This is a genomic window from Cellulosimicrobium sp. RS (genome assembly GCF_046159675.1).
GTDB classification, from domain to species: domain Bacteria; phylum Actinomycetota; class Actinomycetes; order Actinomycetales; family Cellulomonadaceae; genus Cellulosimicrobium; species Cellulosimicrobium funkei.
On record NZ_JBJXVU010000001.1, the window covers coordinates 554563 to 579544 of the forward strand.

Sequence of the window (24982 nt, forward strand, 5' to 3'; positions counted from 1 at the left end):
CACGGGGACGAGCGGGTCACGGGCGTGTCACGGCTGCGTGACGCGGGGTCCCGCGGTCGTCAGATCTCGGCCGTCCAGCGCCGCTCGACGACGTCCCGGAGCCCGGTCGCGAGCGTCCGGGTGCGCCCGTCGGGACCGAGCCCGGACCCGGCGAGGAACGCCTCGCGCGCGGCGTCGCCGTCGAGGACCCACGTGACGACCTCGTCCGCGCCGTCGCGCCGGAGCCGGTCGACGGCCGCCGCCAGCAGGCGCGACCCGTGCCCGCCGCGCTGGTGGCGCGGTTCGACCTCGAGCGCGAGGACCTGACCGGGCGCGACCGCGGCGAACCCCACGACGTCCGCCCCCGCGCACGCGACGAGCACCGCGAAGCCGGGACCGGGCGGCGAGGAGATCGCGGCGGCCCACTGCTCGCGCATCCGCACGGTGTCGAGCGCGTCGAGGACGTCGTCACCGAGCACGTCGGCGTGCGAGGAGCGCCACGCCCCGACCTGGATCGCGGTCATCGCGACGTCGTCGCCGGGCACGGCAGGGCGGACGGAGACGTCGGCGGTCTCGCGGAAGAGGCTCACGGGTTCACCCTACGAGACCCGGCCGGGCGCCGGAACGGCCTCAGCCCCAGCCGAGCGCGCGCAGGCCCGCGGCCGTGACCGCGGCGAGGACCACGACGACGATGAACGGCGCGCGCAGCGCGAGCGCGACGGCCGCGACGCCCAGCGCGGGCAGGCGCGCGTCGACGACGAGGGCCTGCCCGTCGCCGACGGTCTGCACCGTGACGAGCGCTGCGAGGAGCGCGGCGGTGACGAGCGCGGCGGTGCGCGCGACGCGCTCGTCGGCGAGCCAGTGCTCGGGCACGAGGTGGCCGGCGAGCTTGAGCGCGAAGCACACCGCGGACGCGGTGAGCACGACGACCCAGACGGTCGCTGAGGTCACGAGGGCTCCTCTCCGCGGGGACCGGCCGCGGTCCCCGCACGGTCGGCGGCCCGTCGGCGCCGCGCGTCGACCTGACCGATGACGACGGCGACCGCGGCCGCCGCGAGCACCGGCACGCCGCCCGGTGCGACCGGGACGAGCGCCGCGGCGACGACCACCGCCGCGGCCGCGGTGAGCTGCATCGCGCGCGTCGCGAGCCGCGGCCACAGCAGGCCGAGGAACGCGGCCGCCGCGGCGGCGTCGAGCCCCCACGCGCGCGGGTCGCCCAGCGCGTCGCCCGCGAGCGCCCCGACGAGCGTCATCGCGTTCCAGAGGACGAAGATGCCGACGCCCGTCCACCAGAAACCGGCCCGGACGGCGCGCCGCGACCGTTGCGCGGTCGCGACGGCGGTCGACTCGTCGATCGTGAACTGGGCCGCGACGACCTTGTGCCACGAGCGCAGCGCGAGCAGCGGGCCGAGCTGCGCGCCGTAGAGCGCGTTGCGGACGCCGAGGAAGCCCGCCGTGGTGATCGCGGCGACCGGCGCGCCCCCGGCGCCCACCACGCCGATGAGCGCGAACTGCGAGCCGCCCGAGAACATGAGCAGGCTCAGCGCCATGGTCTGCACGACGTCGAGGCCCGCGACGACCGACAGCGCGCCGAACGAGATGCCGTACAGGCCCGTCGCGACGGAGACGGACACGGCCTGGCGGACCGCGGCGCGGACCTCGTCCTCGACGGCCCGCTCGGCCACGTGCTCGACGACGTCCGGAACCTCTTCGGCGTCCGGCACGCCGACGACGTCCGGCACGTCCGCGGCGGCCGCCCGCGCCACGTCGGGCGCGGGGTCGGCGCGGGGGCGGGGGACGTCGTCGGGCCGGCTCATGCGTGCGGGTCGGCCGGGCCCTCGCCCGCGGCGGCGGCGTTCGCCGCGCGCTGGTGCGCGGTGAGGGACATGCGGTCGATGAGCGCGAGGGCGAGCGCCGAGAGGACGAACGCGAGGTGGATGAGCGTCTGCCACATGAGCTGCGTCGGCGTGTAGCGGCTGCTGTCGATGAACGTGCGCAGCAGGTGGATCGACGAGATGCCGACGATGGACATCGCGAGCTTCGTCTTGAGCACGTTCGCGTTGACGTGGCTCAGCCACTCGGGCTGGTCGGGGTGGCCCTCGAGCCGGATGCGCGAGACGAACGTCTCGTAGCCGCCCACGATGACCATGATGAGCAGGTTGGAGATCATGACGACGTCCACGAGACCGAGCACCGCGAGCATGATCTCCTCGGCGCCGAAACTGACCACCTCGTGCGTCGCGTGATCCGTCGCGCGGCCCGTGAAGCCGCCCACGACGAGCAGCCACAGCTCCTTGAGGAACTGCCACACGTAGACCACCTGGGCCACGATGAGGCCGAAGTACAGCGGCGCCTGGAGCCAGCGCGACGCGAAGATCATGTACCCGACGGTGGTGACGCGGGCGCTGGGCGAGGGGACGTTCGGGCTGGTGGTCAACGCGGGCGTCGAGGGCACGGGCGTGGGCTCTCCGGGAGTCGGTGACGGCGGACGGCGACGACCGTCCGGCGCGCGGGGCACCGGTCACCGGTCGTCACCGGGGCGTCAGGGTACCAACGCCGCGTGAGGGCTCAGCAGGCCCGCCCGCCCTGCCGGTGACGAGAGTGGCTTAGCCGCCCGTCGAGCACGGGGACGGCGACCGGGATCGTCGGATCCCGGTCCGTGACCCCGTGCTCGGCGGCGGCGGCGGAGAGAGGTGGCGACGTCAGAGGGCGACGTAGACCGTCTCCAGGTACTCCTCGAGGCCGGCCTCGCCGCCCTCGCGACCGAGGCCGGACTGCTTGAGCCCGCCGAACGGGGCGCTCGCGTCGGACACGAGGCCGCGGTTGACGCCGATCATGCCGGCCTCGACCTCCTCGGAGACGCGCACGGCCCGGTCGAGCGACGTCGTGTACGCATAGGCGGCGAGCCCGTACTCGGTCGCGTTCGCGAGCGCGATGCCCTCGTCGTCGTCGCCGAACGCGACGACGGGCGCCACCGGGCCGAAGATCTCCTCGGTGACGACGCGTGCGTCCGGGTCGACACCCGACAGGACGGTGGGGGAGTAGAAGTACCCGGGGGAGCGGGGCCGCTCCGCGCCGGTGAGCACCTGGGCCCCGCCGTCGACGGCCGCGTCGACGAGCTCGGCGACCTTGTCGACGGCCTTCGCCTCGATGAGCGGCCCGACCTGCGTCCCGTCCTGGGCGCCCGGCCCGACCCGCAGGTCCGCGAACGCGGCGGCGAGGCGCTGGGCGAACTCCCGCGCGACGGCGTCGTGCACGAGGAAGCGGTTCGCCGCCACGCACGACTGCCCGGCGTTGCGGAGCTTCGCGACGACGGCGCCCTCGACCGCCGCGTCGAGGTCGGCGTCCGCGAAGACGAGGAACGGGGCGTTGCCGCCGAGCTCCATCGAGGTGCGCAGCACCTGGGCGGACGCCTTCTCGAGCAGCGTGCGCCCGACGGGCGTCGAGCCGGTGAACGACAGCTTGCGCAGGCGCTCGTCCGCGAGGAGCGGCTCGGTGACGTCGGCGGCGCGCGACGACGGGACGACGTTGACGACGCCCGTCGGCAGGCCGCGGTCGGCGAGCTCGGAGCGGATCACCTCGGCCACGAGCGCCGTCGTCAGAGGGGTGAGCCGCGCCGGCTTGACGACGACCGTGCACCCGGCGGCCAGCGCCGGGCCGATCTTGCGCGTCGCCATGGCGATCGGGAAGTTCCACGGCGTGACGAGCAGCGCGGGCCCCACGGGCCGGCGGAAGACGAGCTGGCGGTTGCCGCCCGCGGGCGCGGTCCGCGCGAGCCCGTCGGCGCGGACCGCCTGCTCCGCGTACCAGCGCAGGAAGTCGGCGCCGTAGAGCACCTCGGCGCGCGCCTCGGCGAGCGGCTTGCCGCACTCGGCCGTGATGAGCGCGGCCACGTCGTCGGCCCGCGCGACGACCCGGTCGTAGACGGCGCGCAGCACCTCGCCCCGCTCGCGCGGGGGCGTCGCGCGCCACGCGGGCGCCGCACGGTGCGCGGCGTCGAGCGCGCGCAGCGCGTCCGCCGGGCTCGCGTCCGCGACGTCGAACAGCGACTCCTCGGTCGCCGGGTCCTCGACCTCGAAGGTCCGCCCGCCCTCGGCAGGACCCCAGTGGCCGTCCACGAGCAGCCCGGTGGGCACGTGGGCGACGAGCGCGGGGGAGAGGTTCGACGTCGAGGCGGGGCGGGACATGCTCCGAGTATCGCCCTGGGGGTCGCGGGGACGCACCCGGGCGAGCGGTGCGGGGCGTCGGGCCCGCGCCCCGGGCGCCGCCCGGTCCCTGCCGGACGGGCGCGGTGCGACGACCCGCCGCACGGTAGTTTGTGCACATGGTCCTTCCCGCCACCCCCGCGCGCCCGTTCGGTGCCGTCCTCACGGCCATGGTCACCCCGATGACGCCCGACGGCGCCGTCGACCTCGAGGCGGCGGCCCGGCTCGCGAAGCGCCTGGTGGACGACGGGAACGACGGCCTCGTGCTGAGCGGCACGACGGGCGAGTCGCCCACGACCCACGCTCCCGAGAAGCAGGACCTCGTGCGCGCCGTCGTCGAGGCGGTCGGCGACCGCGCGGCGGTCCTCGCGGGCGCCGGGTCCAACGACACCGACCACGCGCTGCGCATGGCCGAGCAGGCGGCCGAGGCGGGGGCGGACGGGCTCCTCGTCGTCACCCCGTACTACTCGCGCCCCGGCCAGGAGGGCGTCTACCGCCACGTCGTCGCGATCGCCGAGGCGGCCGACCTCCCCGTCATGCTGTACGACGTCCCCGGCCGCACTGGGGTGCGCATCGCCCCCGACACGTACGCGCGCCTCGCGGCGCACGAGCGGGTCGTGGCGACCAAGGACGCGACGGGCGACGTCTACGCCGCCGCGAAGCTCGCCGCCTCGACGGGCCTCGCCTTCTACAGCGGCGACGACGGGCTGCTGCTCCCGTTCCTCGCGCACGGCGCCGCGGGTATCGTCTCCGTGTCGGCGCACGCCGTCGCGCCGCAGTTCGCGGAGGTCGTGCGCCGCTTCGACGCCGGCGACCCGGCGGGCGCGCTCGAGGTCTTCCTCACCACGACGCCCGTCATCGACGCGCTCAACGGTGCCGGCTTCCAGGCCGTCATGGCCAAGGCCGCCGTCGAGCTGCTCGGCGTCACCGACAACCGTTTCCTGCGCCTGCCGAACGTCGCGGCGACCGAGGACGACGTCGCGCTCGTGCGCGACGCCCTCGCCGCCGCGGGCGTGCTCGCGGGCGCGACCACCGCGGCAGACGCTGCCGCACCCACGAACTAGCGAGGGCAGGAGCCCTCGAAACCCCCGGCTCAGCCACGACAGGAGGCCCCGTGAGCCATCCCCACCCCGAACTCTCCCTGCCTCCCGAGCTCCCCGCCGGAGGGCTGCGCATCGTCGCCCTCGGCGGTCTCGGTGAGGTCGGCCGCAACATGGCCGTCCTCGAGTACGACGGGCGCCTGCTCGTCATCGACTGCGGCGTCCTCTTCCCCGAGGACAACCAGCCCGGCGTCGACCTCATCCTCCCGGACTTCGACTACATCGCGGACCGGCTGGACGACATCGAGGCGATCGTCCTCACGCACGGCCACGAGGACCACATCGGCGCCGTGCCGTACCTCTTGCGCCTGCGCCGCGACATCCCGCTCGTCGGGTCGCAGCTCACGCTCGCGTTCGTCGAGGCGAAGCTCAAGGAGCACCGCATCTCGCCCGTGACCCTCGCGGTCAAGGAGGGGCAGGTCGAGCAGCTCGGCGTGTTCCGCTGCGAGTTCGTCGCCGTGAACCACTCGATCCCCGACGCGCTCGCGGTCGCGGTGACGACCGGCGCCGGGACCGTGCTGCACACGGGCGACTTCAAGATGGACCAGCTCCCGCTCGACGGGCGCATCACCGACCTGCGCGCGTTCGCGCGCCTGGGCGAGCAGGGCGTCGACCTGTTCATGGTCGACTCGACCAACGCCGAGGTGCCCGGGTTCGTCACGCCCGAGGTCGAGATCGGCCCGGTGCTCGACAACGTCTTCGCCGCCTCCGAGAAGCGCATCATCGTCGCGTCGTTCTCGTCGCACGTGCACCGCGTGCAGCAGGTCCTCAACGCCGCGCACCACCACGGCCGCCGCGTCGCGCTCGTCGGGCGCTCGATGGTCCGCAACATGACGATCGCGTCCGAGCTCGGGTACCTCCACGTGCCCGAGGGCGTGCTCATCGACCTCAAGAAGGTCGACTCGCTGCGCGACGACGAGATCGTGCTCATGTGCACGGGTTCGCAGGGCGAGCCGATGGCCGCCCTGTCGCGCATGGCGAACGGCGACCACAAGGTCCAGGTCGGCCACGGCGACACCGTCATCCTCGCGTCGTCGCTCATCCCGGGCAACGAGAACGCCGTCTTCCGCATCATCAACGGCCTCACGCGCCTCGGCGCGCGCGTCGTGCACGGCGGCAACGCCAAGGTGCACGTGTCCGGCCACGCGAGCGCGGGCGAGCTCCTCTACTGCTACAACGTGCTCAAGCCCAAGAACGTCATGCCGGTGCACGGCGAGGTCCGCCACCTCGTCGCCAACGGGGCGCTCGCGGTCCGCACGGGCGTGCCGGCCGACCGCGTCGTGCTCGCCGAGGACGGCGTCGTCGTCGACCTCGTCGACGGGCGCGCGTCCGTCGTGGGCGCCGTGCCGTGCGGGTACGTGTACGTCGACGGGTCGAGCGTCGGCGAGATCACGGACGCCGAGCTCAAGGACCGCCGCATCCTCGGCGAGGAGGGCTTCGTCTCCGTGTTCGCCGTCGTCGACTCCGCGACGGGCAAGGTCCTCGCGGGGCCGCAGATCCTCGCGCGCGGGTTCGCCGAGGACGACAAGGTGTTCCAGGACATCCAGCCCGAGGTCGTCAAGGCGCTCGAGGACGCGATCGCCGGCGGCGCGACGGACACGCACCAGCTCCAGCAGGTCATGCGCCGCGTCATCGGCCGGTGGGTCTCCAACCGCCTGCGCCGTCGTCCGATGATCGTCCCGGTCGTCGTCGAGGCGTAGCCTCCGCGACCGGCGTCGGACCGGTCTCCGCCCAGGTCGGGGCGCCAGTATGCTGGCGCCCCGACCAGCGCAGGAGGCACCCTTTGACGCACCACGACCCCTCCGGGGTCCCGCCCTACGGACAGCCCGGCGGCCCCGTCCCCGGACAGCCTTCGGCGCCCGGCCGGCCGGTACCGCAGTACGGCGCGTACGGCGCCGCGCCCGTGCCCGCGTACGGGCAGGCTGCGCCCCCGCCCTTCGGCTCCACCGGACCGACGCCGCTCTCCGCGCCCGCGTACGGGCAGCCGACGGCCCCGGTGTACGGCGCGTACGGCGGCGGGTACGGCTACGTCCCGCGACCGCCCGTCCCCGGCGGCCTCGCGACGGGGACGATCGCGCTCGCGGTCGCGGTCACCGCCGTGCAGGTGCTGGCCTGGGTCACGTCGTTCGGCGCGGCCGAGGAGTTCGAGCGCGCCGCCCGCGCCGGCACCCCGAGCGCCGAGGTCCTCACCGGGTACGACGCCGTGGGCCTGCTGCTCCTTCCCGTCCAGCTCGCCGCGGCGGTCGTGACGTGCCTGTGGCTGTGGCAGAGCCGCGTGCTCGCCGAGGCCGTGTCGCCCGCGCGCGGGCACGCGCGCAGCCGGGTGTGGGTCTGGCTCGGGTGGATCGTGCCGGTCGTCGCGTTCTGGTTCCCGTACCAGGTGGTGCGCGACGTGCGCGCCGCGACCGTCGTCGCCCCGCGCCGCGGCCTCGGGTGGTGGTGGGCCGGGTGGCTCCTGTGGAGCGTCGCGACGAACGTCGCCACGCAGCTGACGACGCTCTCCTCGGCCGGTGCGGCCGGGACCTTCGCGCTGCTGCCCGTCGCGGAGACGGTGGGCACCGCGGGCCTCGTCCTCGCGCTGGTCCTGTGGGTGCGCACCGTCCGCGAGATCACCGCGGGCCAGCGTGCCGCGGTGGGTGCCGACGCCCGGTGACCATGTGGGCGCTCGCCGGGGACGGACGCGCGGTCCGGCTTTCCCGGGGCTACGTCGCCGCGCCGCGCCGCACGAGCCCCGGACCGACGGCGGCGAGCGTCGCGGCGTAGCGCGCTGCCCGGGCGTCGTCCCCGCCGGGCACGAGGCCCGCGAGCTCGAGCGAGACGAGGCCGTGCACGAGCCCCCACAGACCGAGCGCGACGTCGGCGGCACCCGCGTCCTCGGGGACGAGGCGCGCGACGGCGTCGCGGAGCACGCGGAACGTGGGCTCCTCGACCGCCTCGGGCCGGTCCGGCCCCGGCCGGACGCCGCGCGCGAACATCACGGCGTAGAAGTGCGGGTCGGCCAGCGCGAAGTCGCGGTACGCGCGACCGAGGGCCGCCAGGTCGGCACCGGGGTCGTCGGTGCGGGGGACCGTGGCGAGGTGTGCGGCGAAGCGCCGGAAGCCCTCCGCGGAGACGGCGGCGACGAGCTCGTCGCGGCTGCCGAAGAGCGCGTAGACGGCCGACGCGCTCGTCCCGGCCTCGGTCGCGACCGACCGGACCGTCACCGCGGCCTCCCCGTGCGTGGAGACGACGCGCGACGCCACGTCGAGGAGGCGGTCGCGCAGGGCGTCGTCGTGCAGTCGGGGTCGTGCCACGCGCCGAGTCTAGGGGCCTTGACGAGCGTTCGCGAACGATGTTCTATAACAGTGTTCGCAAACCGGTGCGCGAGCTCTCGCGCCGCCCCCTGGAGGTCCCCGTGCTCGAGCTCACCGACGCCGCCCGCCTCACCGCCGGCATCGTCCTCCTCACCGTCGTCGGCATCGAGTCCGGCGGGGCGTTCCTCGTGCGCGTGGTGACGCGGCGGGTCCCGGCCACCGGGTTCCAGACGTCGTTCTTCCGTGCCGGGCACGCGCACGCGGGGGTGCTCGTGATCCTCGGCCTCGTCTGCCTGCTGCTCACGGAGGCCACCGGCCTCGCCGGCCCCTGGCGCTGGCTCGCGGCGACCGGCGTGCTCGTCGCGGCGATCCTGCTCCCGGCCGGCTTCTTCCTGTCGGCCGTCGGCCCCGGTCGCGAGACGCCGAACCGGGCCGTCGCGCTGCTGCCCGCGGGGGCCGTCGTCCTCGCGGCGGGCGTCGTGACGCTCGCCGTCGGACTGTTCCTCGGCTGACCGACCCCGGGAGCCCGACGTGGGTGGCTCTCGCTACGGTTCCGGCATGACCACCGCCGAGGACTTCGTCCCGCTCGACCCCGTCCGTCTCGTCACGCTGGCGCAGGGGTGGAGCATCATCTACTCGCCCGGCGGGCCGGAGTGGCACCACCACCAGGGTGCGCTCGAGCGGCACGGCGTCGAGGGCTCGGGCTACGACTTCTCCGGCGCGCTCCAGGCCACGCTGACCGACCACGAGCCGGACGTGCTGGGGGCCGTCGGGTTCGACCCCGAGGGCGGCATGGTGAGCGTCTACGGCTCCGACCTCGACGCCCTGCACGTCGCGGCGCGGCACCTGCACCGCCTCGTCACCGACGAGCGGGCCCTCGACGCGGCGCTCGCCCGGTCGGTCGAGCTCGGGCTCGACGACTGAGCGCGGAGCGCGGCGGGTCCAGGAGGCCTCGTGTCGTCGGACCGCGGCTCCGCGATCCGGGCACGACCGCTCGGGCGGCCTCAGCGCGCGCGCAGCGCGGCGAGCTGCTCGTCGTGCCACGTCGCGACGTAGCCGGTGAGCCGGTCGTCGGCCACCACGGCGTCCGTGTGCACGACCGCGTGCTCCAGCGCGTCGAGGTAGGCGCGGTCGGCCGCGAAGCGCGCGGCGACGGCGGCACGGCCGACGGCCGGGCTCCCGTGGCCCGGGACGAGCGCGTCGACGTCGCGCGCCGCGAGCTCGAGCGCGTCGAGCGCCCCGCGGTACGTGCGCACCGGGTCGCGCGACCCGGTGTCGACGAGCGGCACCTCCACGTCCGAGAGCATGTCGCCCGCGAGCAGCACGCCCCGCACGACGAGCGCCGCGTGGCCCGGCGCGTGGGCGTCGTGCTCGACCACGACGACGTCGGTCTTCCCGTCGGCCTGCGCGCCGGGCCGCTCCTCGGCCTGACCGGGGGTCGGTGCGGTCGGCCACGGCAGGCGTCGTGCGCCGCGGGGGAGCGGCGTGAGCGCGCCGACGAGCGTCGGGTCGTGGCCGGGCGCTGCGGCGTCGGTCGCGGCGACCAGGTCCGCCCCCCCGCGACCGGACGGCGTCGGCGCCGCGGGCCGTGGCGTAGCGCGGGGCGTCGCCCAAGGAGCGGGACCACAGCACGTGGTCCCAGTGCGGGTGGGTCGCGAACCCGGCCGTCACGCGCCAGCCGCGACCGTGGACGGCGGCGGCCAGCGCCTCGACCTCCTCGACCGTGACCGCGGGGTCGACGACGAGCGCCTCGCCGTCGGGCGCGACCACGACCGTCGACGTCGTCGCCCAGATCGTCGCGGTCGCCACCCAGACCCCCGGGCGGACCTCCACGAGGTCGCGCGCGTGCGCCTGCTCGCCGTCCGTGGTCGCGTCGGCGGTGCTGCGCCGCACGCCCGCGTGATCGTCCATCGGTCCTCCGCTCGTCCTCGCGGGACCGGGTCGCGGGCACGTGCCCGAACCCCGGTCCGCGGGGGACACGCGCCCCGGGGTCCCGGGCGCCGTCGTCCCTCGCAGGTAGGTTAGGACCACTATGGCGACCCGCACGTCCCCGCAGGCACGTCGGACCGCGAGCAACCGCACACCAGCGCCCCGCACCGCGGCGCGCGGCGGTTCGTCCACGGCCCGCGGCACGTCGCGCGCCGGAACCGGTCGCGGACGGTCCTCCTCGTCCAGCGCGCGCCGCCCGGCGCGTCGCCCGGCGGCAGGGCCGCCGTGGCCCGTCCGGGCGGTGCGGGGGGTCTGGCTCGGCGCCGCGCACGGCGTGGGATCGCTCGTGCGCACCATCGGAAGAGGAGCAAGAGAGCTGGACCCGGCACACCGGCGCGACGGCGTCGCGTTCACCCTCATCGCCCTCGCGGTCGTCGTCGCGGCCCGCGAGTGGTGGGGCATCCAGGGCACGTTCGGCAAGGTCGTCCACGGCGTCGTCGCGGGGACGTTCGGTCTCGCCGGCGTCGCGGTCCCGGTCCTGCTGCTCTGGCTCGCGGTGCGCATCATGCGGCACCCCGAGCGCGCCCAGGCGAACTCGCGCGTCGCGATCGGGCTCACGCTCATCGTCGTGTCCGTGTGCTCCCTCGTGCACATCTCGGAGGACCTGCCCGCGCCGCGCGACGGCTTCGCGGCGGTGCAGGACGCGGGGGGCATCGTCGGCTATCTGGCGGCCACGCCCGTGACCGCCGGGCTGACGCCGTGGTTCGCCGTCCCCATCTTCCTGCTCCTCGGGTTCTTCGGGCTGCTCGTCGTCACCGCGACGCCCGTGCACCGCATCCCGAGCCGGCTGCGTGGCCTCTACGACGTGCTCACCGGCAACCACCGCACCGAGGACGACGCGCTCGACGCCGACGGGCTCCCGCTCGCGGAGGGCGTCTCGCGCCACGACGGCAGCGAGCCGCCGACGGGTCGCCGACCGCGCAAGCCGCGGCGCACCAAGGCGCAGCGCGCGGCGGAGGCGGCCGAGATCGAGAAGCCCGAGGGCGGCTTCTCGGGCGACGAGGCCTTCGAGACGGCCGCGTTCCTCGACTACGAGGACGACGCGCCGCGCGGCCGGGGGAAGAAGCGTCGCGCGGAGGAGCCGGCCGCCGGCACGGCCGCCACGGAGGTGGTCCCCGCCGTCGGGCAGGGGGCCGCGCAGGACACGGCGGCGGCCGCGATGGGCGCGGTCGCGCCCTCCCCGGAGGACGGCGTCGGCAGCGTGCCGCCGCCCCCGCCCGGCCCGATGCCCCGGGGCGTGCAGCCCATGCTCGAGGGCGACACGGTCTACCTGCTCCCGGACGAGGACGCGCTCGTCAAGGGCGCGCCGCACAAGGTGCGCTCAGCCGCGAACGACCGCGTGGTCGAGGCGCTCACGCAGACGTTCGAGCAGTTCGAGGTCGACGCGAAGGTCACCGGGTTCACGCGCGGCCCGACGGTCACGCGCTACGAGGTCGAGGTCGGGCCCAAGGTCAAGGTCGAGCGCATCACGTCGCTGTCCAACAACATCGCGTACGCGGTGGCCAGCGCCGACGTGCGCATCCTCGCGCCGATCCCCGGCAAGTCGGCCATCGGCATCGAGATCCCCAACACGGACCGCGAGACGGTCGTGCTCGGCGACGTCCTGCGGTCGTCGGCCGCGCGGCGCACCGAGCACCCCATGGTCATGGGCGTGGGCAAGGACGTCGAGGGCGGCTACGTCGTCGCGAACCTCGCGAAGATGCCGCACATCCTCGTCGCGGGCGCGACGGGCGCGGGCAAGTCGAGCTTCATCAACTCCATGATCACGTCGATCCTCATGCGCTCGACGCCCGAGCAGGTGCGGCTCGTGCTCGTGGACCCCAAGCGCGTCGAGCTGACGATCTACGAGGGCATCCCGCACCTCATCACGCCCATCATCACGAACCCGAAGAAGGCCGCGGAGGCCCTCGACTGGGTCGTCCGCGAGATGGACGCCCGCTACGACGACCTCGCCGCGTTCGGGTTCAAGCACATCGACGACTTCAACGCCGCCGTCCGCGCCGGCAAGGTCAAGCCGCTGCCCGGCTCCGAGCGCAAGATCGCGACGTACCCGTACCTGCTGGTCGTCGTCGACGAGCTCGCCGACCTCATGATGGTCGCCCCGCGCGACGTCGAGGCCTCGATCCAGCGCATCACGCAGCTCGCGCGCGCGGCGGGCATCCACCTGGTGCTCGCGACGCAACGCCCGTCGGTCGACGTCGTGACGGGCCTCATCAAGGCGAACGTGCCGTCGCGGCTCGCGTTCGCGACGTCGTCCCTCGCGGACTCGCGCGTCGTACTCGACCAGCCCGGCGCGGAGAAGCTCATCGGCCAGGGCGACGCCCTGTTCCTGCCCATGGGTGCGGCCAAGCCCATGCGCGTGCAGGGCGCGTGGGTCTCGGAGTCCGAGGTGCACGCCGTCGTCGAGCACGTGAAGAGCCAGCTCAAGCCCGTCTATCGCGAGGACGTCACGCAGGCGGCCACGAAGAAGCAGATCGACGAGGACATCGGTGACGACCTCGACCTGCTGCTCCAGGCGGCCGAGCTCGTCGTGACGTCGCAGTTCGGCTCGACGTCGATGCTCCAGCGCAAGCTGCGCGTCGGGTTCGCCAAGGCGGGTCGCCTCATGGACCTCCTGGAGTCGCGCGAGATCGTCGGGCCGTCCGAGGGGTCCAAGGCCCGCGAGGTGCTCGTGACGCCCGAGGAGCTGCCGTCGGCGCTCGCCCTCATCCGGGGCGAGCCCGCGCAGGACGTCTTCGACGGCCAGGCGCCCGCCGCGGCCCTCGCGCCCCAGGGCGCAGGGGGCGGCCACGACTACGGCGAGGGCACCGACGGGCACATGCCCCCGGTCGCGACGGAGTACCACGACGACGCCGACGTGGAGTCGGGCTGGCGGTGACCCGAGCGGCCGGTGGTGCTGCCGACGGTCGGCGCACCCCGGACGACCCCCTAGGCTGGTGACGTGGTCAACGCCGTCCCCTCGCCGTGGAACTCCGCGAACCTCGTCACCATGGCGAGGATCCTGCTCGTCCCGTTCTTCGCGTGGGCGCTCCTCGTCGACGGCGGGGAGTCCGTCACGTGGCGCCTCGTCGCGACGGGCATCTTCGTCCTCGCCGCCACGTCGGACCGCCTCGACGGCTACCTCGCGCGGCGCTACGACCTCGTCACGGACCTGGGCAAGCTCCTCGACCCCATCGCGGACAAGCTGCTCGTGGGCACCGCCCTCGTGCTGCTCGCGTGGCCGCTCGGCGAGCTGCCCTGGTGGGTCCCCGTCGTCGTGCTCGCGCGCGAGCTGGGCGTCACGCTCCTGCGGTTCGCCGTCCTCAAGTACGCGGTCATGCCTGCGTCCCGCGGCGGGAAGCTCAAGACCGTGCTGCAGACCGTCGCGATCACGCTCTTCGTGCTGCCGCTCGCGCACCTGCCGGCGTTCGTCGGCGTCGTCGCCTGGATCGTGCTCGCCGCGGCCATCCTCGTCACCGTCGTGACCGGCCTGGAGTACGCGTATCAGGGCTGGCGCCTGCGCCGCGACGCGGTGCGCGCAGCCCGGGTCGTCGAGCGGGGTCCGAGCACGGACGGCGCGCCCGTCTCGTGACCGACGCTCCGGTCCCGCCGGGGAGCTCGTCGGTCACCGGCCCGGACGTGCGGCCCGACGTCGTCGAGCTGCTCGGCGCTCTGGAGGCCCGCGGGTGGACCCTCGCGACGGCCGAGTCGCTCACGGGCGGCCTGCTCAGCGCGACGATCGTCGACGTGCCCGGCGCCTCGCGCGTGCTCCGGGGCGCCGTCGTCGCGTACGCGACCGACGTCAAAAAGTCGGTCCTCGGCGTCGACTGCGGCCTGCTCGCCGCGCACGGGGCCGTGCACCCGGAGGTCGCACGCCAGATGGCCGAGCGCGTGCGCGACGTGCTGAGGGCAGACGTCGGGGTCGCGACCACGGGCGTCGCGGGCCCCGACCCGCAGGACGGCCGGGCCCCGGGGACCGTCTTCGTCGCCGCGAGCGGACCGGGGGGCACGGAGGTGCGAGAGCTGCACCTGGCGGGCGACCGTACGGCCGTCCGCGCCGCCACCGTGGCCGCCGCGGTGGCGCTCGCGCGCGCGACGGTCGGGCCCCGGCCACCGACGGCGTGACGATGCCCCGTGCTGGGTGAAATCGTCGGCGGGAGCGTCGGCCGCCCGGCCGGGCGTGGACCGGGCCGGAGGCGTCGTGGAGACGTCGTGAACGTGCCGCGGGGGAGCGGCCGGGAGGCCCGGCGCGGGAACAACACCCCACGTCGCGACGTTGCACAGCACGTGATCGCCAACAGGACCGTCAACCGACCGGTGGGACGCACGGACAACGCGCCCGCGCCCCGTCCCGCACGGGGCACCGGCGACGTGAGCGGACCGCGGGCGGGGTACGGTAGGACGACCCCGTCACGCGGGGCAGTGAACAGGAAGACCGGCACGAGCAGTTCGCGCACCCAGGTGGGGGCCTCTCCGGCTCCCGGGGGCGCACGGGACACGGAAGGGGGTCGCCAGATGATTGTTCTTCGACGAGAGATCGGGGACGTGCTGCGAGACGCTCGCCAGCGACAGGGGCGCACCCTGCGAGAGGTGTCCTCCGCCGCACGGGTCTCGCTGGGCTACCTCAGCGAGGTCGAGCGCGGTCAGAAGGAAGCGTCGTCGGAGCTCCTCGGCTCGATCTGCGAGGCGCTCGACATCCCGATGTCGTTGGTGCTGCGCGAGGTCAGCGACCGGGTCGCCGTCGCCGAGGGTCTGCTGATCCCCGACACCATCCCGGCCGACTTCGCGACGGCCGTGCTGGGTCGCCAGCATCCCGAGGGCACGGCACGCCGCGAGGACCTGCAGCCCGTCGGCTGACGGTCGGGCCGGCACCGGCCGCACCGGGAGCGGGGGCAGCGACGCCGGCCGTCATCCTGCTGCGGGCGGTGCCTGGCAGGTCGGACACCAGAAGATCGGACGGTCGTACGGGGGCTCGTTCGCCGTACCTTCCGCGACAGGCGTGCCGCACACGTGGCACGCCTTTCGTGTGCGCCCGTGCACGTGCCGCACGACGCCGGCGCGCGGGTCGAACCCGTGCCGCACCGTGCGCTGCATGAGCGTGCGTGCCGTGAGCAGGAGGCCCTCGAGGTCCTCGACGTCGCGGACGGGCGTCCACGGGTAGACGTGCTCGGCGAAGAGCGACTCGGCCGTGTAGATCGTGCCGATGCCGGCGACGAGGTGCTGGTCGAGCAGGGCCTCCGCGACGGGCACACCCGTTGCGGCCCGCTCCGGCCGGTACCGGGGGCCGCTCCCGCCCGCCGCGTCGTCGGCCCGCATCCGCGCGGCCGCCTCGGGCAGCCCGGTCTCCGGGAAGTCGTCGCCGAGCACGTCGGGACCGAGCGGACCGACGATCACGCGCTCGTCCGCGGTGCGCAGCACGTGCAGCATCCCGATCCGGTTCCCGACCGCCGTCCACCACTCGTTCGCGAGGACGACGCGCACGTTCGGCTCCGCCCCTCGAGCGTCGTGCGTGCCCGTCCGGGCGAGCCGCCACGACCCCTCCATGCGCAGGTGCGTGTGCAGGGACCGGCCGTCGTCGAACCGCGTGAACAGGTGCTTCCCGTAGGCCGGGTTCCCGACGACCGTCCGCCCGACCAGGTCGATCTCCGCGGCGCTCGGCCACCGCAGGTCCGAGCGGACCAGCACCCGGTCCTTGAGCGCCTCGTCGAGGCGGGCCGACACGAGACGCAGGATGTCACCCTCGGGCACGCGACCGCCCCCCGTGGCCGGGGGCGCGCGACGACCGCCGCACGTCAGGCCGCCCGCAGGCCGCGCGGCGTCGCGCGGAAGCCGGCGTCGAGCAGCGCGCGCACCGCGTCGTCCGCCGGGGTCCGTGCCGTGCCGGCACCCGCCAGGGCCTCGACGCCGTCGACGCGCTGCACCACGATCTTCCCGAGCGTGCCCGCCCGCACCGCGCGGACCAGCGCCGCGCTCGCCTCGGCGAGCCGCGGGCCGTCCACGAAGGACAGCACGGACCGCCCGCCGCGCTCGACGTAGAGCGCGAGGTCGCCGTCGCTCAGCACGACGACGGCGCCCGCCTTGCGGCCCGGGCGGTGACCGCGCGAGCCCTCCCCGGTCGTGCCGTCCGTGCCGGGCGCGCCGGGCGCGCCGGGTCCGGTCGTCGGGCGGGTGGGCCACGGCAGCGCCGCGCCGTAGGGGTTCGCCGGGTCCGTCGCGGCGAGCAGCACGGCGCCGGGACGCGGACCGCCGCGCGACGTCCGCGCGTCGGGGAGCGGGGCGAACGGGTCGGTCGCGGCCGCCGCGGCGTCGGCCTCGAGCGCGCGCTCACGGTCCTGCGCGTCGGTCCGGAGCTGGTCGACCGCGCCGGGGAGCGCGAACTGCGAGCCGCCGAGGTGCTCGACGAAGTACCCGCGCCGCGCGGCGCCCGTGGCCTCCAGCTCGCTCAGCACGCGGTACACCGCGCGGAACGACCCCGCGACGCCCTCGGCGGGCGCGACGGCGCGCGTGAGCACGCCGTGGCGGTCGAGCAGGACGCGGGCGAGCGCGTGCGCCCGGCGGGTGGGGTCGGGCTCGCGCGGGGGCAGCGCCGACCACCGACCGGCGCCGCCGCGCAGGGCCGTCTCGGGCGACGTCGGCGGCCGCAGGCCCGCGAACCGGCCGCGCGCGAGCGGCCGGGCCCGCGCCGGGGCGCGCGGCGCGCGGTGGGTCCCCCCGGCGGCACCGAGCCGTGCGCGCAGCGACCCGAGGCCGTCGTTCGTCACGTGGCCCGACCACACGAGGTCCCACAGCGCCTCGAGCGTCGGGACGGTCTCCGCGCCGGCGCGCTGGGCCAGCCGCGGGAGGAAGTACCCGCCCGAGCCCTCCAGCAGGTCGAGCAGCGTGGCATGGAGGCCGGTCTCGGGCGCCGGGCCCGGGTCGGGCAGCGTGAGCGGCGCCCACTCCGCGAGGTGGAGGCTGACGAGACCGTCGCCGCCGCCGGAACCGGGCAGCGGGGCGTGCCCGCACCACACGACCTCGCCGGTCGTCGTCAGCTCGTCGAGCATCGTCGGGGTGTAGTCGCTGACGCGCGCCGGGAGCACGAGGGTCTCGAGCGCCGAGGCGGGGACGGCCGCGCCGGAGAGCTGCTCGACGACGCGCAGCAGCCCGTCGACGCCGCGCAGCGCGCCGAGCCCCTGCCAGCGCGGGAGGAAGACGCCCAGCGTCTCGGCGGGGACGGGCTCCACCTCGGCGCGCAGCGCGGCGAGCGAGCGCCGGCGCAGGACGCGCAGCACCTCGGCGTCGCACCAGTCGTCGCCCGTGCCGCCGATCGCCTCCGGCCGCAGCCGCCCGCGCACGACGAGCCGGGCCGCCTCGAGCCGCTCGAGCGTCTGCACGACGACGGCGACGCCAAGCCCGAGGCGTGCGGCGAGGTCGGCGGCGGTGAACGGGCCGTGCGTGCGGGCGTGGCGGCGCACGAGGTCGCCGAGCGGGTCGGGGACGGGCTCGGTGAACACCTCGGGGATGCCGACGGGCAGCGCGACGCCGAGCGCGTCGCGCAGGCGGCCGGCGTCCTCCACGACCGCCCACTGCTGCGCGCGCTCGGGCGCGACCCCCGCGAGCCGCACGGGCATGATGCGGCGCGCGGCCTCGAGCTCGCGCAGCCAGGCCGCGACGTCGGCGCGCACGTCCTCGCGGGTCCGCGCCGCGACCTCGGCCTCGGTGAGCGGGCCCAGCCGGCGCAGGACGTCCCACACGTCCTCGGCGTGGCGCGCCTGCCGCTCGGGCGCGAGCGCGCCGAGCTCGGCCTCGGTCCGCTCGATCTGGGCGGGGTCGAGCAGGTCGGCGAGCTGGGCCGCGACGCCGTCGCCGCCCAGCAGCTCGGCGAGGAGGGTGGGGTCCAGCGACAGCGCGGCGGCGCGGCGCTCCGCGAGCGGGGCGTCGCCGTCGTAGAGGAACTGCGCCGTGTACCCGAAGAGGAGGGACTGCGCGAAGGGCGACGGCGTCGGGGTCGTCACCTCGACGAGGCGCACGCGCCCGGCGGCGAGGTCGCGCATGAGGTCGGTGAGCGCCGCGACGTCGAAGTCGTCCTGCAGGCACTCGCGCGCCGCCTCGAGGACGATCGGGAACTCCGGGTACTCCGACGCCACCGACAGGAGCTGCGCCGAGCGCTGCCGCTGCTGCCACAGCGGCTGGCGCCGGTCCGGACGACGCCGGGGCAGCAGGAGCGCGCGGGCGGCGGCCTCGCGGAACCGCGACGCGAACATCACCGACCCGCCGAGCTCGTCGCGCACCGCGTCGAGCACGTCGTCCGGGTCGAGGAGCAGGTCCTCGACGCCGACGACGGGCGCGTCCCCGCCGAGGCCGCCCGAGCCGTCGGTCGCTCCCTCGAGCCACGAGTCCCCGGTGTCCGGGAGCCGCAGGACGATGCCGTCGTCGGCGTGCATCGCGGCGGCGTCGACCCCGTAGCGCTCGCGCAGGCGCGCGGCGAGCACGAGCGCCCACGGCGCGTGCACCTTCGCGCCGTACGGCGAGTGCACGACGACGCGCCAGTCGCCGAGCTCGTCGCGGAAGCGCTCGACGACGACCGTGCGGTCGTCGGGGACGCGTCCGGTCGCGTCGCGCTGCTCGCGCAGGTAGGCCAGCAGGTTGTCGCTCGCCCACGCGTCGAGGCCTGCCGTGCGGAGCCGGTCGGCCGCCGCGTCGGGGTCGGTGGCGGCGAGCGCGTCCGTCTCGCGCACCCACGCGCCGAGCGCACGGCCGAGCTCGGCGGGTCGGCCGGGGGAGTCACCCTTCCAGAACGGCAGCCGCCCGGGGATGCCCGGCGCGGGCGTGACGAGCACGCGGTCGGGCGTGATGTCCTCGATGCGCCACGTGCTCGAACCGAGCGTGAACGTGTCGCCGACGCGCGACTCGTAGACCATCTCCTCGTCGAGCTCGCCGACGCGCTTGCCGCCGCGCGGGGCGCGGCCGCCCGCGGTGTCCGGGTCGCCCGCGACGGTCCCGGTGCCGGCGTCCGTCGCGAGGAACACGCCGTACATCCCGCGGTCGGGGATCGTGCCGCCGCTCGTCGCGGCGAGCCGCAGCGCGCCCGGCCGCCCGGTCAGCCGGCCCGACGCGCGGTCCCACACGATCCGCGCGCGCAGCTCGCCGAAGTCCTCGCTCGGGTAGCGGCCTGCGAGCATGTCGAGGACGGCGTGCAGCGACGCGTCGCCGAGGTGCGCGTAGGGCTCGCTGCGCCGCACGAGCGTCGCGAGCTCCGCGACCGTCCACTCGTCGACCGCGACCATCGCGACGACCTGCTGGGCGAGGACGTCGAGCGGGTTGGCGAGCACGTGGAGCTCCTCGATACCTCCGGAGCGCATGCGCTCGGCGACGACCGCCGACGGCACGAGGTCGCCCCGGTGCGTGGGGAACACCACGCCGTGCGACACGGCCTCCACCTGGTGGCCCGCGCGCCCGATCCGCTGCAGGCCCGACGCGACCGAGGGCGGCGCCCCGACCTGGACCACGAGGTCCACCGCGCCCATGTCGATGCCGAGCTCGAGGCTCGACGTCGCGACCACCGCGGGCAGCCGGCCGTCCTTGAGTTCGGTCTCCGTGCGCGTGCGCTCGGCCCGGCTCATCGACCCGTGGTGCGCGCGGGCGATGACGGGCTCGACGCCCGAGCTCGCGCCCGACTGCGCCTGCACCTGCGCCGCGGTGACCGTGCCCGGGTCGAGCACGTCCTCGCCCTGGCGCTCGGCCCACAGCTCGTTCATGCGCGCCGTGAGGCGCTCCGCCCCGCGGCGCGAGTTCGTGAAGACCAGCGTGGAGCGGTGGTCGGTGACGAGGTCGACGACCCGCTCCTCGACGTGCGGCCAGACCGACGGGCGCGGTGGCCGGACGTCGGGCGCGCCCGTCGGGCGCGACGTCGCAGGGCCCGTGAGGTCGCGCTCGCCGGGGGGCAGAGGTGGCAGGCCGCCGTCCGACCGCGACCCGGCGTCCGGCACGAGTGCCGCCGTCCCGAGGTCCGAGAGGTCCGGGACGGGCACGACGACGTCGACCTCGATGCGCTTGCTCGACGGCGGCTGCACGACGACGACCTCGCGCCCGCCCTCGGCCTCGGGCCGGTGCCCGCCGAGGAAGGTCGCGACCGCCTCGACGGGGCGGACCGTGGCCGAGAGCCCGACGCGCTGCGCCGGGGGCCGCTCGTGCGCCTCGAGCAGCGCGTCCAGGCGCTCGAGCGACACGGCCAGGTGAGCGCCCCGCTTGGTGCCCGCCACCGCGTGGATCTCGTCGACGATCACCGTCTCGACGCCCACGAGCCCCGCGCGCGCCTGCGACGTCAGCACGAGGAACAGCGACTCGGGCGTCGTGATGAGGATGTCGGGCGGGTGGGTCGCGAGCCGGCGGCGCTCGCTCGTGGGGGTGTCCCCGGTGCGGGTGCCGACGACGACGTCCGGCACGTCGAGCCCGAGCCGCACCGCGGCCTGGCGGATGCCCGCGAGCGGCGAGCGCAGGTTCCGCTCGACGTCCGCGGCGAGCGCCTTGAGCGGGGAGACGTAGAGGACGCGACAGCGCGCCTCGCGAGCCGGGGCCTCGTCCGGGGGCGCGGCGAGGATCCGGTCGAGCGACCAGAGGAACGCGGCGAGCGTCTTGCCCGAGCCCGTCGGGGCGACCACGAGGGCGTGCCGGTCGCTCGACACGGCCTCCCACGCACCGGCCTGGGCGGCGGTCGGCGCGTCGAACGCGCCCGAGAACCACGCGCGCGTGGGCGCGGCGAAGCGGGCGAGCGGGTCCGAGGTCACGCGCCCATTCTGGGGCTGCCCACCCACACGCGCCCGCCGCAGCGTGCCGGCGCCCCGGCGGCCTGCCCGTGCGCCCTCGGCGCGACCTGGTGCGACCCCGGGCGACTTCGGTGCGACCTTGGGCGACGCGGTGCGGCCCCGCGCGTCCCGGCGCGCGACCGGGCGGCCGCGGATCCGTGCAAGGCTTGGTCCGTGCGCTACCGCGAGTTCTCCGAGCTGGTCGACGAGGTGTTCGGTGCGGCCCTGGGCCGCGCCTACGTGCGCGAGCAGGTGCTGTCCGTGCTCGACGACCGGACCGCCGCCCAGGCGCTCGAGGACGGGGTCGAGCCGCGCGTCGTCTGGCACGCGCTGTGCGACGCGCTCGACGTGCCCGACGCGCGGCGCTGGGGGAACGACGACCACCGCCAGGCGCCGCCGCGCCGCTGACCGGCCCCGACCTGCCCGGCCCCCACCTGCCCGGCCCCGACCTGACCGGCCCCGACCTGCCCGCAACCCGGGGACGCCCGAGGGGCGCACCCCGCCGTGCCCCGCGATGATGGCGGCATGAGCGTTCCCGCCCGCGGCCGCCTCGCCACGCTGCGCCTCACCGCCGCCGACGTGCGCGGCGCGGCCTGGTCGCTCGTCTCGACGGCGGCCGGGCTGGGGCTCGCGATCTGGGTCGTCCCCGGGGTCGAGGTGACCAACCCCTGGTCGCTCGTCCTCGCGGCGCTCGCGGTGGCGGTGGGCGACGCGCTGCTGCGCCCGGTGCTGCGCGGGGTCGCGCGCCGGTCCGGCGTCGTCGGCGCGCTCGTGTCGGGCGTGGTCGCCCAGGTCGCGGTCGCGTGGGCGGCGCTCACCTACCTCCCGGGGTTCCGCAGCGGGACGTGGACCGCCGTCCTCGCCGTCCTCGTCATCGCGGCCGTGCTCATGGCGCTCGGGCGCTGGGTCGTCGGGGCGAGCGACAACGAGTACGTGATCGGGGACCTGCTCCGGCGCGCGCGACGCCAGGCGGGCGTGCCCCGGGGAGCCGCCGCGGGCGCCGCCGCGGAGCGCCCGGCGGGCCTGCTCGTCGTCCTGCTCGACGGCGTCGCGCGCCCCACGCTCGACTACGCCCTCCAGGCCGGCCTGGCCCCGACGCTCGCGCGGTGGCTCGGCGACGGCAGCCACCACCTCACGACGTGGTGGGCCCGCGTGCCCGCGACGACGCCGGCCTCGACCGTCGGGCTCCTGCACGGGTCGACCGAGCACGTCCCCGCCTTTCGGTGGTGGTCGCGCGCGCTGGGGAGGCTCGTCGTGACGAACCGGCCCGCGGACGCGGCGGCGGTCGAGGCGCGCACGAGCGACGGCGCGGGTCTGCTAGCGGGGGGCGGCGTGGCCGTCTCGACGATGTTCTCCGGGGACGCGGCGACGAGCCTGCTCGTCATGAGCCGGGCGCGCGAGGGCCTGGGGCCCGGGCAGATGTTCGTGCACTTCTTCGCGAGCCCGTTCGTCCTCGTGCGCGCCGTGGTCGTCGCGCTCGGCGAGCTGCTCAAGGAGCTCTACCAGGGCTGGCAGCAGGCCGTGCGCGGCGTCGAGCCGCGCGTCTCGCGCCTCGGCTGGTACCCGGTGCTGCGCGCCGTGACGAACGTCGTGCTCCGCGACCTCAACACGACGCTCGTCGCGGAGCAGCTCGTGCGCGGGGCGCCCGTCGTGTGCGTCGACCTCGTGGACTACGACGAGATCGCGCACCACGCCGGGCCGCTGCGGCCGGAGTCGCTGCGCGCGCTCGAGGGCCTGGACCGCGTCGTCGGGCTCTGGGAGCAGGTCGCAGCCGTCGCGCCTCGGCGCTACGACGTCGTCGTGCTCTCGGACCACGGGCAGTCGCTCGGCCCGACGTTCGAGCAGGTCGCCGGGCGGTCCTTCCTCGACGAGGTGCGACGCCTCATGGCGCTCGACCCGCCCGGTGACGGGGCTCGTGCGGACGACGACGGCCGCGCCCGGGACGGCACCGGGTCCGCCCGGGGCGAGGGGCGGCGTCGGGCGACGGCCCCGGACAGCGAGGCGTGGGGCCCTGCCAACACGGCCCTCAACGCGCTGCGTCCCGGGCAGCCGGACGCGCAGGCGGGCCGCATGCTCGTGGGCCCGGACCGCTCCGAGCGCCGCGCCGACGCCGCACCCGCCCTGCCCGAGCTGCCCGAGGTCGCGGTCGTCGGGTCGGGCAACCTCGGGATGGTGTGGTTCCCGCGCGAGCCGCGGCGCCTCACGGGTGACGAGGTCCGCGCCCGGTGGCCCGCGCTGCTCCCGGGTCTCGTCGCGAACCCCGCGGTCGGCGTCGTCGTCGAGCGCGGTCCGCACGGGGAGGTTCGGGCGCACGGCCGGGGCGGCTCGCGCGACCTGCTGACGGGCGAGGTCGTGGGCGCCGACCCGCTCGCGTCGTTCGGGTCGCGCGCGGCGGCGGACCTCGTGCGCGTCGCCGGGCTGGAGGACGCCGGGGACCTCGTGCTCGTGTCCAGCGTCGACGAGGTCGGGATGGTGCACGCGTTCGAGGGCCTGGTCGGGTCGCACGGCGGCCTCGGCGGGGCGCAGAACCAGGCGGTGCTGGTGCACCCCGCGCACCTCGCGGTGCCCGACGACGAGCTCGAGGACGTCGACGGCACGCCGATGCTCGTCGGGGCGGAGGCGGTGCACCGCCGGCTCGTCGCGTGGCTCACCGACCTGGGGGTACGGCCGCCGGTGGCCGAGGACGCGCCGGGCCGGGGGAGCGGCGCGTGAGCGTCACCGTGACGTGGCTCGGCCACTCGAGCGCGGTCCTCGACCTCGCCGCGACCCCCGGCGGGCCGACGGCGCGGCTCGTGACCGACCCGCTCCTGCACCGGCACGCGGGGATGCTCCGCCGGCGCGGAGAGCAGCCGGCCCCGGTGTGGCGGGGCGGCGACGCCGTCCTGCTGTCCCACCTCCACCACGACCACGCCGAGCTGCGGTCGCTGCGGCTCCTCGGCGACGTGCCGGTCCTCACGGCACCCGCCAACGCGCGGTGGCTGCGCGGCAAGGGGCTGCGCGGCGTCGGGCTGGGCGACGAGTGGCACGCGGTGGGCCCGCCGGGGGCCGGGGTCGAGACGCGGCTCGTCACCGCGGTGCACGGGCACCGGCCGATGCCGCACCGGCCCAACGCCGCGAACGGTCACCTCGTGCGGACCACCGGTCCCGACGATCTGCGCGTGTGGGTGGCGGGCGACACCGAGCACCACCCCGGCATGGCGCACCTCCCGGCGCTCGCGGGCGGCCCGGTGGACGTGGCCCTCGTGCCGGTCGGCGGGTGGGGGCCGCGGCTCTCGGGCGGGCACCTGGGCCCGGTGCAGGCCGCGCGGGTGTGCGCCGAGGTCGGGGTGCGGGTCGCGGTGCCGGTGCACTGGGGGACGCTGCACGCGCCGGGCGGCCAGCACCTGCCGCGCGGCTGGATGGACCACGCGGGCGCGGCGTTCGAGGCGGCCGCGCAGCGCGAGGCGCCCGGGACGCGGGTCGTCGTGCTGCGGCCCGGGGAGTCGTGGTCCGCGGACGACGACGGGTGAGCCCGCGAGTCGCGGACACGCCGGGGCGGGTTCCGTGATCGAACACGTGTTCGGCTAGAGTTGTGCACAGGGCGCGCTCCGGCGGGCCCGGGACGCCGGTCCGGCACGACGGTCCCCAGGTCTGGGGCTCGTCGGCACCGCGTG

22 protein-coding genes and 1 pseudogene are annotated in these 24982 nt (G+C 76.1%); 13 read left to right on the forward strand and 10 right to left on the reverse strand.

The window, feature by feature from the left end:
- Positions 1–59 precede the first annotated feature (59 nt).
- The 5 genes from ACI769_RS02500 to ACI769_RS02520 all read right to left on the reverse strand — a co-directional run bounded on the left by ACI769_RS02500 (position 60) and on the right by ACI769_RS02520 (position 4166).
- Entirely contained in the window at positions 60–569 is a 510-nt protein-coding gene (locus tag ACI769_RS02500) for a GNAT family N-acetyltransferase (RefSeq protein WP_043658083.1), read from the reverse strand.
- A 40-nt stretch (positions 570–609) separates the two neighbouring features.
- Positions 610–930, reverse strand: coding sequence for an AzlD domain-containing protein (locus ACI769_RS02505; RefSeq protein WP_043658086.1), 321 nt, complete (start codon positions 928–930; stop codon positions 610–612).
- Positions 927–1796, reverse strand: a complete 870-nt coding sequence (locus ACI769_RS02510) for an AzlC family ABC transporter permease (protein ID WP_085388104.1) — start codon at positions 1794–1796, stop codon at positions 927–929. The genes ACI769_RS02505 and ACI769_RS02510 overlap by 4 nt, the downstream gene beginning before the upstream one ends.
- Positions 1793–2416 carry a TIGR00645 family protein gene (locus ACI769_RS02515; protein WP_051028262.1) on the reverse strand — a complete coding sequence of 208 codons (624 nt, stop codon included), beginning with the start codon at positions 2414–2416 and terminating at the stop codon, positions 1793–1795. Before ACI769_RS02515 ends, ACI769_RS02510 begins: the two co-directional genes overlap by 4 nt.
- A gap of 265 nt (positions 2417–2681) precedes the next feature.
- On the reverse strand, positions 2682–4166 hold the full coding sequence (locus ACI769_RS02520; protein WP_085388103.1) for an NAD-dependent succinate-semialdehyde dehydrogenase: 1485 nt from the start codon (positions 4164–4166) through the stop codon (positions 2682–2684).
- A 137-nt stretch (positions 4167–4303) separates the two neighbouring features.
- Between ACI769_RS02520 and dapA the strand changes: the two genes are divergently transcribed.
- From dapA to ACI769_RS02535, 3 genes are all read left to right on the forward strand, one after another.
- Complete coding sequence (gene dapA, locus ACI769_RS02525; protein WP_021482387.1) at positions 4304–5248, forward strand: 4-hydroxy-tetrahydrodipicolinate synthase; 945 nt, start codon at positions 4304–4306, stop codon at positions 5246–5248.
- 50 nt (positions 5249–5298) lie between these two features.
- Positions 5299–6984, forward strand: a complete 1686-nt coding sequence (locus tag ACI769_RS02530; protein ID WP_034655491.1) for a ribonuclease J — start codon at positions 5299–5301, stop codon at positions 6982–6984.
- 83 nt (positions 6985–7067) lie between these two features.
- Complete coding sequence (locus ACI769_RS02535; RefSeq protein ID WP_051876936.1) at positions 7068–7937, forward strand: DUF4328 domain-containing protein; 870 nt, start codon at positions 7068–7070, stop codon at positions 7935–7937.
- A gap of 49 nt (positions 7938–7986) precedes the next feature.
- Here the strand turns inward: ACI769_RS02535 and ACI769_RS02540 are convergent, their stop codons facing one another.
- Positions 7987–8577, reverse strand: coding sequence for a TetR/AcrR family transcriptional regulator (locus ACI769_RS02540; RefSeq protein WP_085388102.1), 591 nt, complete (start codon positions 8575–8577; stop codon positions 7987–7989).
- Positions 8578–8642: 65 nt separating this feature from the next.
- On the opposite strand from ACI769_RS02540, the gene ACI769_RS02545 reads away from it, so the two are divergent.
- Together ACI769_RS02545 and ACI769_RS02550 are read left to right on the forward strand one after the other, a co-directional pair.
- The gene (locus ACI769_RS02545; protein ID WP_332306522.1) at positions 8643–9089 is read left to right on the forward strand and encodes a hypothetical protein; all 447 of its coding nucleotides are present in this window, start codon (positions 8643–8645) and stop codon (positions 9087–9089) included.
- Between the two features lie 46 nt (positions 9090–9135).
- The gene (locus ACI769_RS02550) at positions 9136–9501 is read left to right on the forward strand and encodes an Imm51 family immunity protein (RefSeq protein ID WP_061267556.1); all 366 of its coding nucleotides are present in this window, start codon (positions 9136–9138) and stop codon (positions 9499–9501) included.
- An 80-nt stretch (positions 9502–9581) separates the two neighbouring features.
- On the opposite strand, the gene ACI769_RS02555 is transcribed toward ACI769_RS02550, so the two are convergent.
- Both ACI769_RS02555 and ACI769_RS02560 read right to left on the reverse strand, forming a co-directional pair.
- On the reverse strand, positions 9582–9956 hold the full coding sequence (locus ACI769_RS02555; protein ID WP_409141103.1) for a hypothetical protein: 375 nt from the start codon (positions 9954–9956) through the stop codon (positions 9582–9584).
- 178 nt (positions 9957–10134) lie between these two features.
- Positions 10135–10386, reverse strand: a pseudogene (locus tag ACI769_RS02560) (MBL fold metallo-hydrolase); the annotation flags it as partial.
- Between ACI769_RS02560 and ACI769_RS02565 the strand changes: the two are divergent.
- From ACI769_RS02565 to ACI769_RS02585, 5 genes are all read left to right on the forward strand, one after another.
- Positions 10301–10480, forward strand: coding sequence for a hypothetical protein (locus ACI769_RS02565; protein WP_409141104.1), 180 nt, complete (start codon positions 10301–10303; stop codon positions 10478–10480). The pseudogene ACI769_RS02560 and the gene ACI769_RS02565 sit on opposite strands and share 86 nt — an antisense overlap.
- Before the next feature lie 129 nt (positions 10481–10609).
- A complete protein-coding gene (locus tag ACI769_RS02570) occupies positions 10610–13444 on the forward strand; it encodes a DNA translocase FtsK (protein ID WP_232322581.1) in 2835 nt (944 codons plus the stop codon).
- 63 nt (positions 13445–13507) lie between these two features.
- Complete coding sequence (gene pgsA / locus ACI769_RS02575) at positions 13508–14137, forward strand: CDP-diacylglycerol--glycerol-3-phosphate 3-phosphatidyltransferase (protein WP_021483781.1); 630 nt, start codon at positions 13508–13510, stop codon at positions 14135–14137.
- On the forward strand, positions 14134–14670 hold the full coding sequence (locus ACI769_RS02580; RefSeq protein ID WP_369824900.1) for a CinA family protein: 537 nt from the start codon (positions 14134–14136) through the stop codon (positions 14668–14670). Before pgsA ends, ACI769_RS02580 begins: the two co-directional genes overlap by 4 nt.
- Positions 14671–15060: 390 nt before the next feature.
- Positions 15061–15402: a helix-turn-helix domain-containing protein gene (locus tag ACI769_RS02585; protein ID WP_021483863.1), complete on the forward strand. Its 342-nt coding sequence runs from the start codon at positions 15061–15063 to the stop codon at positions 15400–15402.
- A 51-nt stretch (positions 15403–15453) separates the two neighbouring features.
- On the opposite strand, the gene ACI769_RS02590 is transcribed toward ACI769_RS02585, so the two are convergent.
- Together ACI769_RS02590 and ACI769_RS02595 are read right to left on the reverse strand one after the other, a co-directional pair.
- Positions 15454–16293, reverse strand: coding sequence for a DNA-formamidopyrimidine glycosylase family protein (locus ACI769_RS02590; protein WP_409141105.1), 840 nt, complete (start codon positions 16291–16293; stop codon positions 15454–15456).
- A 44-nt stretch (positions 16294–16337) separates the two neighbouring features.
- Positions 16338–21311 (reverse strand): DEAD/DEAH box helicase, encoded by a 4974-nt coding sequence (locus ACI769_RS02595; protein WP_085388099.1) that lies wholly within the window; start codon positions 21309–21311, stop codon positions 16338–16340.
- Positions 21312–21503: 192 nt separating this feature from the next.
- Between ACI769_RS02595 and ACI769_RS02600 the strand changes: the two genes are divergently transcribed.
- The 3 genes from ACI769_RS02600 (at position 21504) to ACI769_RS02610 (ending at position 24838) form a co-directional block, all read left to right on the forward strand.
- Positions 21504–21737: a DUF3046 domain-containing protein gene (locus ACI769_RS02600; RefSeq protein ID WP_085388098.1), complete on the forward strand. Its 234-nt coding sequence runs from the start codon at positions 21504–21506 to the stop codon at positions 21735–21737.
- A 117-nt stretch (positions 21738–21854) separates the two neighbouring features.
- A complete protein-coding gene (locus ACI769_RS02605; RefSeq protein ID WP_085388097.1) occupies positions 21855–24041 on the forward strand; it encodes an alkaline phosphatase family protein in 2187 nt (728 codons plus the stop codon).
- Positions 24038–24838 carry an MBL fold metallo-hydrolase gene (locus tag ACI769_RS02610; protein WP_085388096.1) on the forward strand — a complete coding sequence of 267 codons (801 nt, stop codon included), beginning with the start codon at positions 24038–24040 and terminating at the stop codon, positions 24836–24838. The genes ACI769_RS02605 and ACI769_RS02610 overlap by 4 nt, the downstream gene beginning before the upstream one ends.
- Positions 24839–24982: the final 144 nt, after the last annotated feature.

What these genes read in the sequence shown, in the direction of transcription:
- ACI769_RS02585 (WP_021483863.1), top strand. Translation starts at nt 15,061, where the DNA reads ATGATTGTTCTTCGACGAGAGATCGGGGACGTGCTGCGAGACGCTCGC.
- ACI769_RS02510 (WP_085388104.1), bottom strand. Translation starts at nt 1,796, where the DNA reads ATGAGCCGGCCCGACGACGTCCCCCGCCCCCGCGCCGACCCCGCGCCC.
- ACI769_RS02520 (WP_085388103.1), bottom strand. Translation starts at nt 4,166, where the DNA reads ATGTCCCGCCCCGCCTCGACGTCGAACCTCTCCCCCGCGCTCGTCGCC.
- ACI769_RS02570 (WP_232322581.1), top strand. Translation starts at nt 10,610, where the DNA reads ATGGCGACCCGCACGTCCCCGCAGGCACGTCGGACCGCGAGCAACCGC.
- ACI769_RS02550 (WP_061267556.1), top strand. Translation starts at nt 9,136, where the DNA reads ATGACCACCGCCGAGGACTTCGTCCCGCTCGACCCCGTCCGTCTCGTC.
- dapA (WP_021482387.1), top strand. Translation starts at nt 4,304, where the DNA reads ATGGTCCTTCCCGCCACCCCCGCGCGCCCGTTCGGTGCCGTCCTCACG.
- ACI769_RS02605 (WP_085388097.1), top strand. Translation starts at nt 21,855, where the DNA reads ATGAGCGTTCCCGCCCGCGGCCGCCTCGCCACGCTGCGCCTCACCGCC.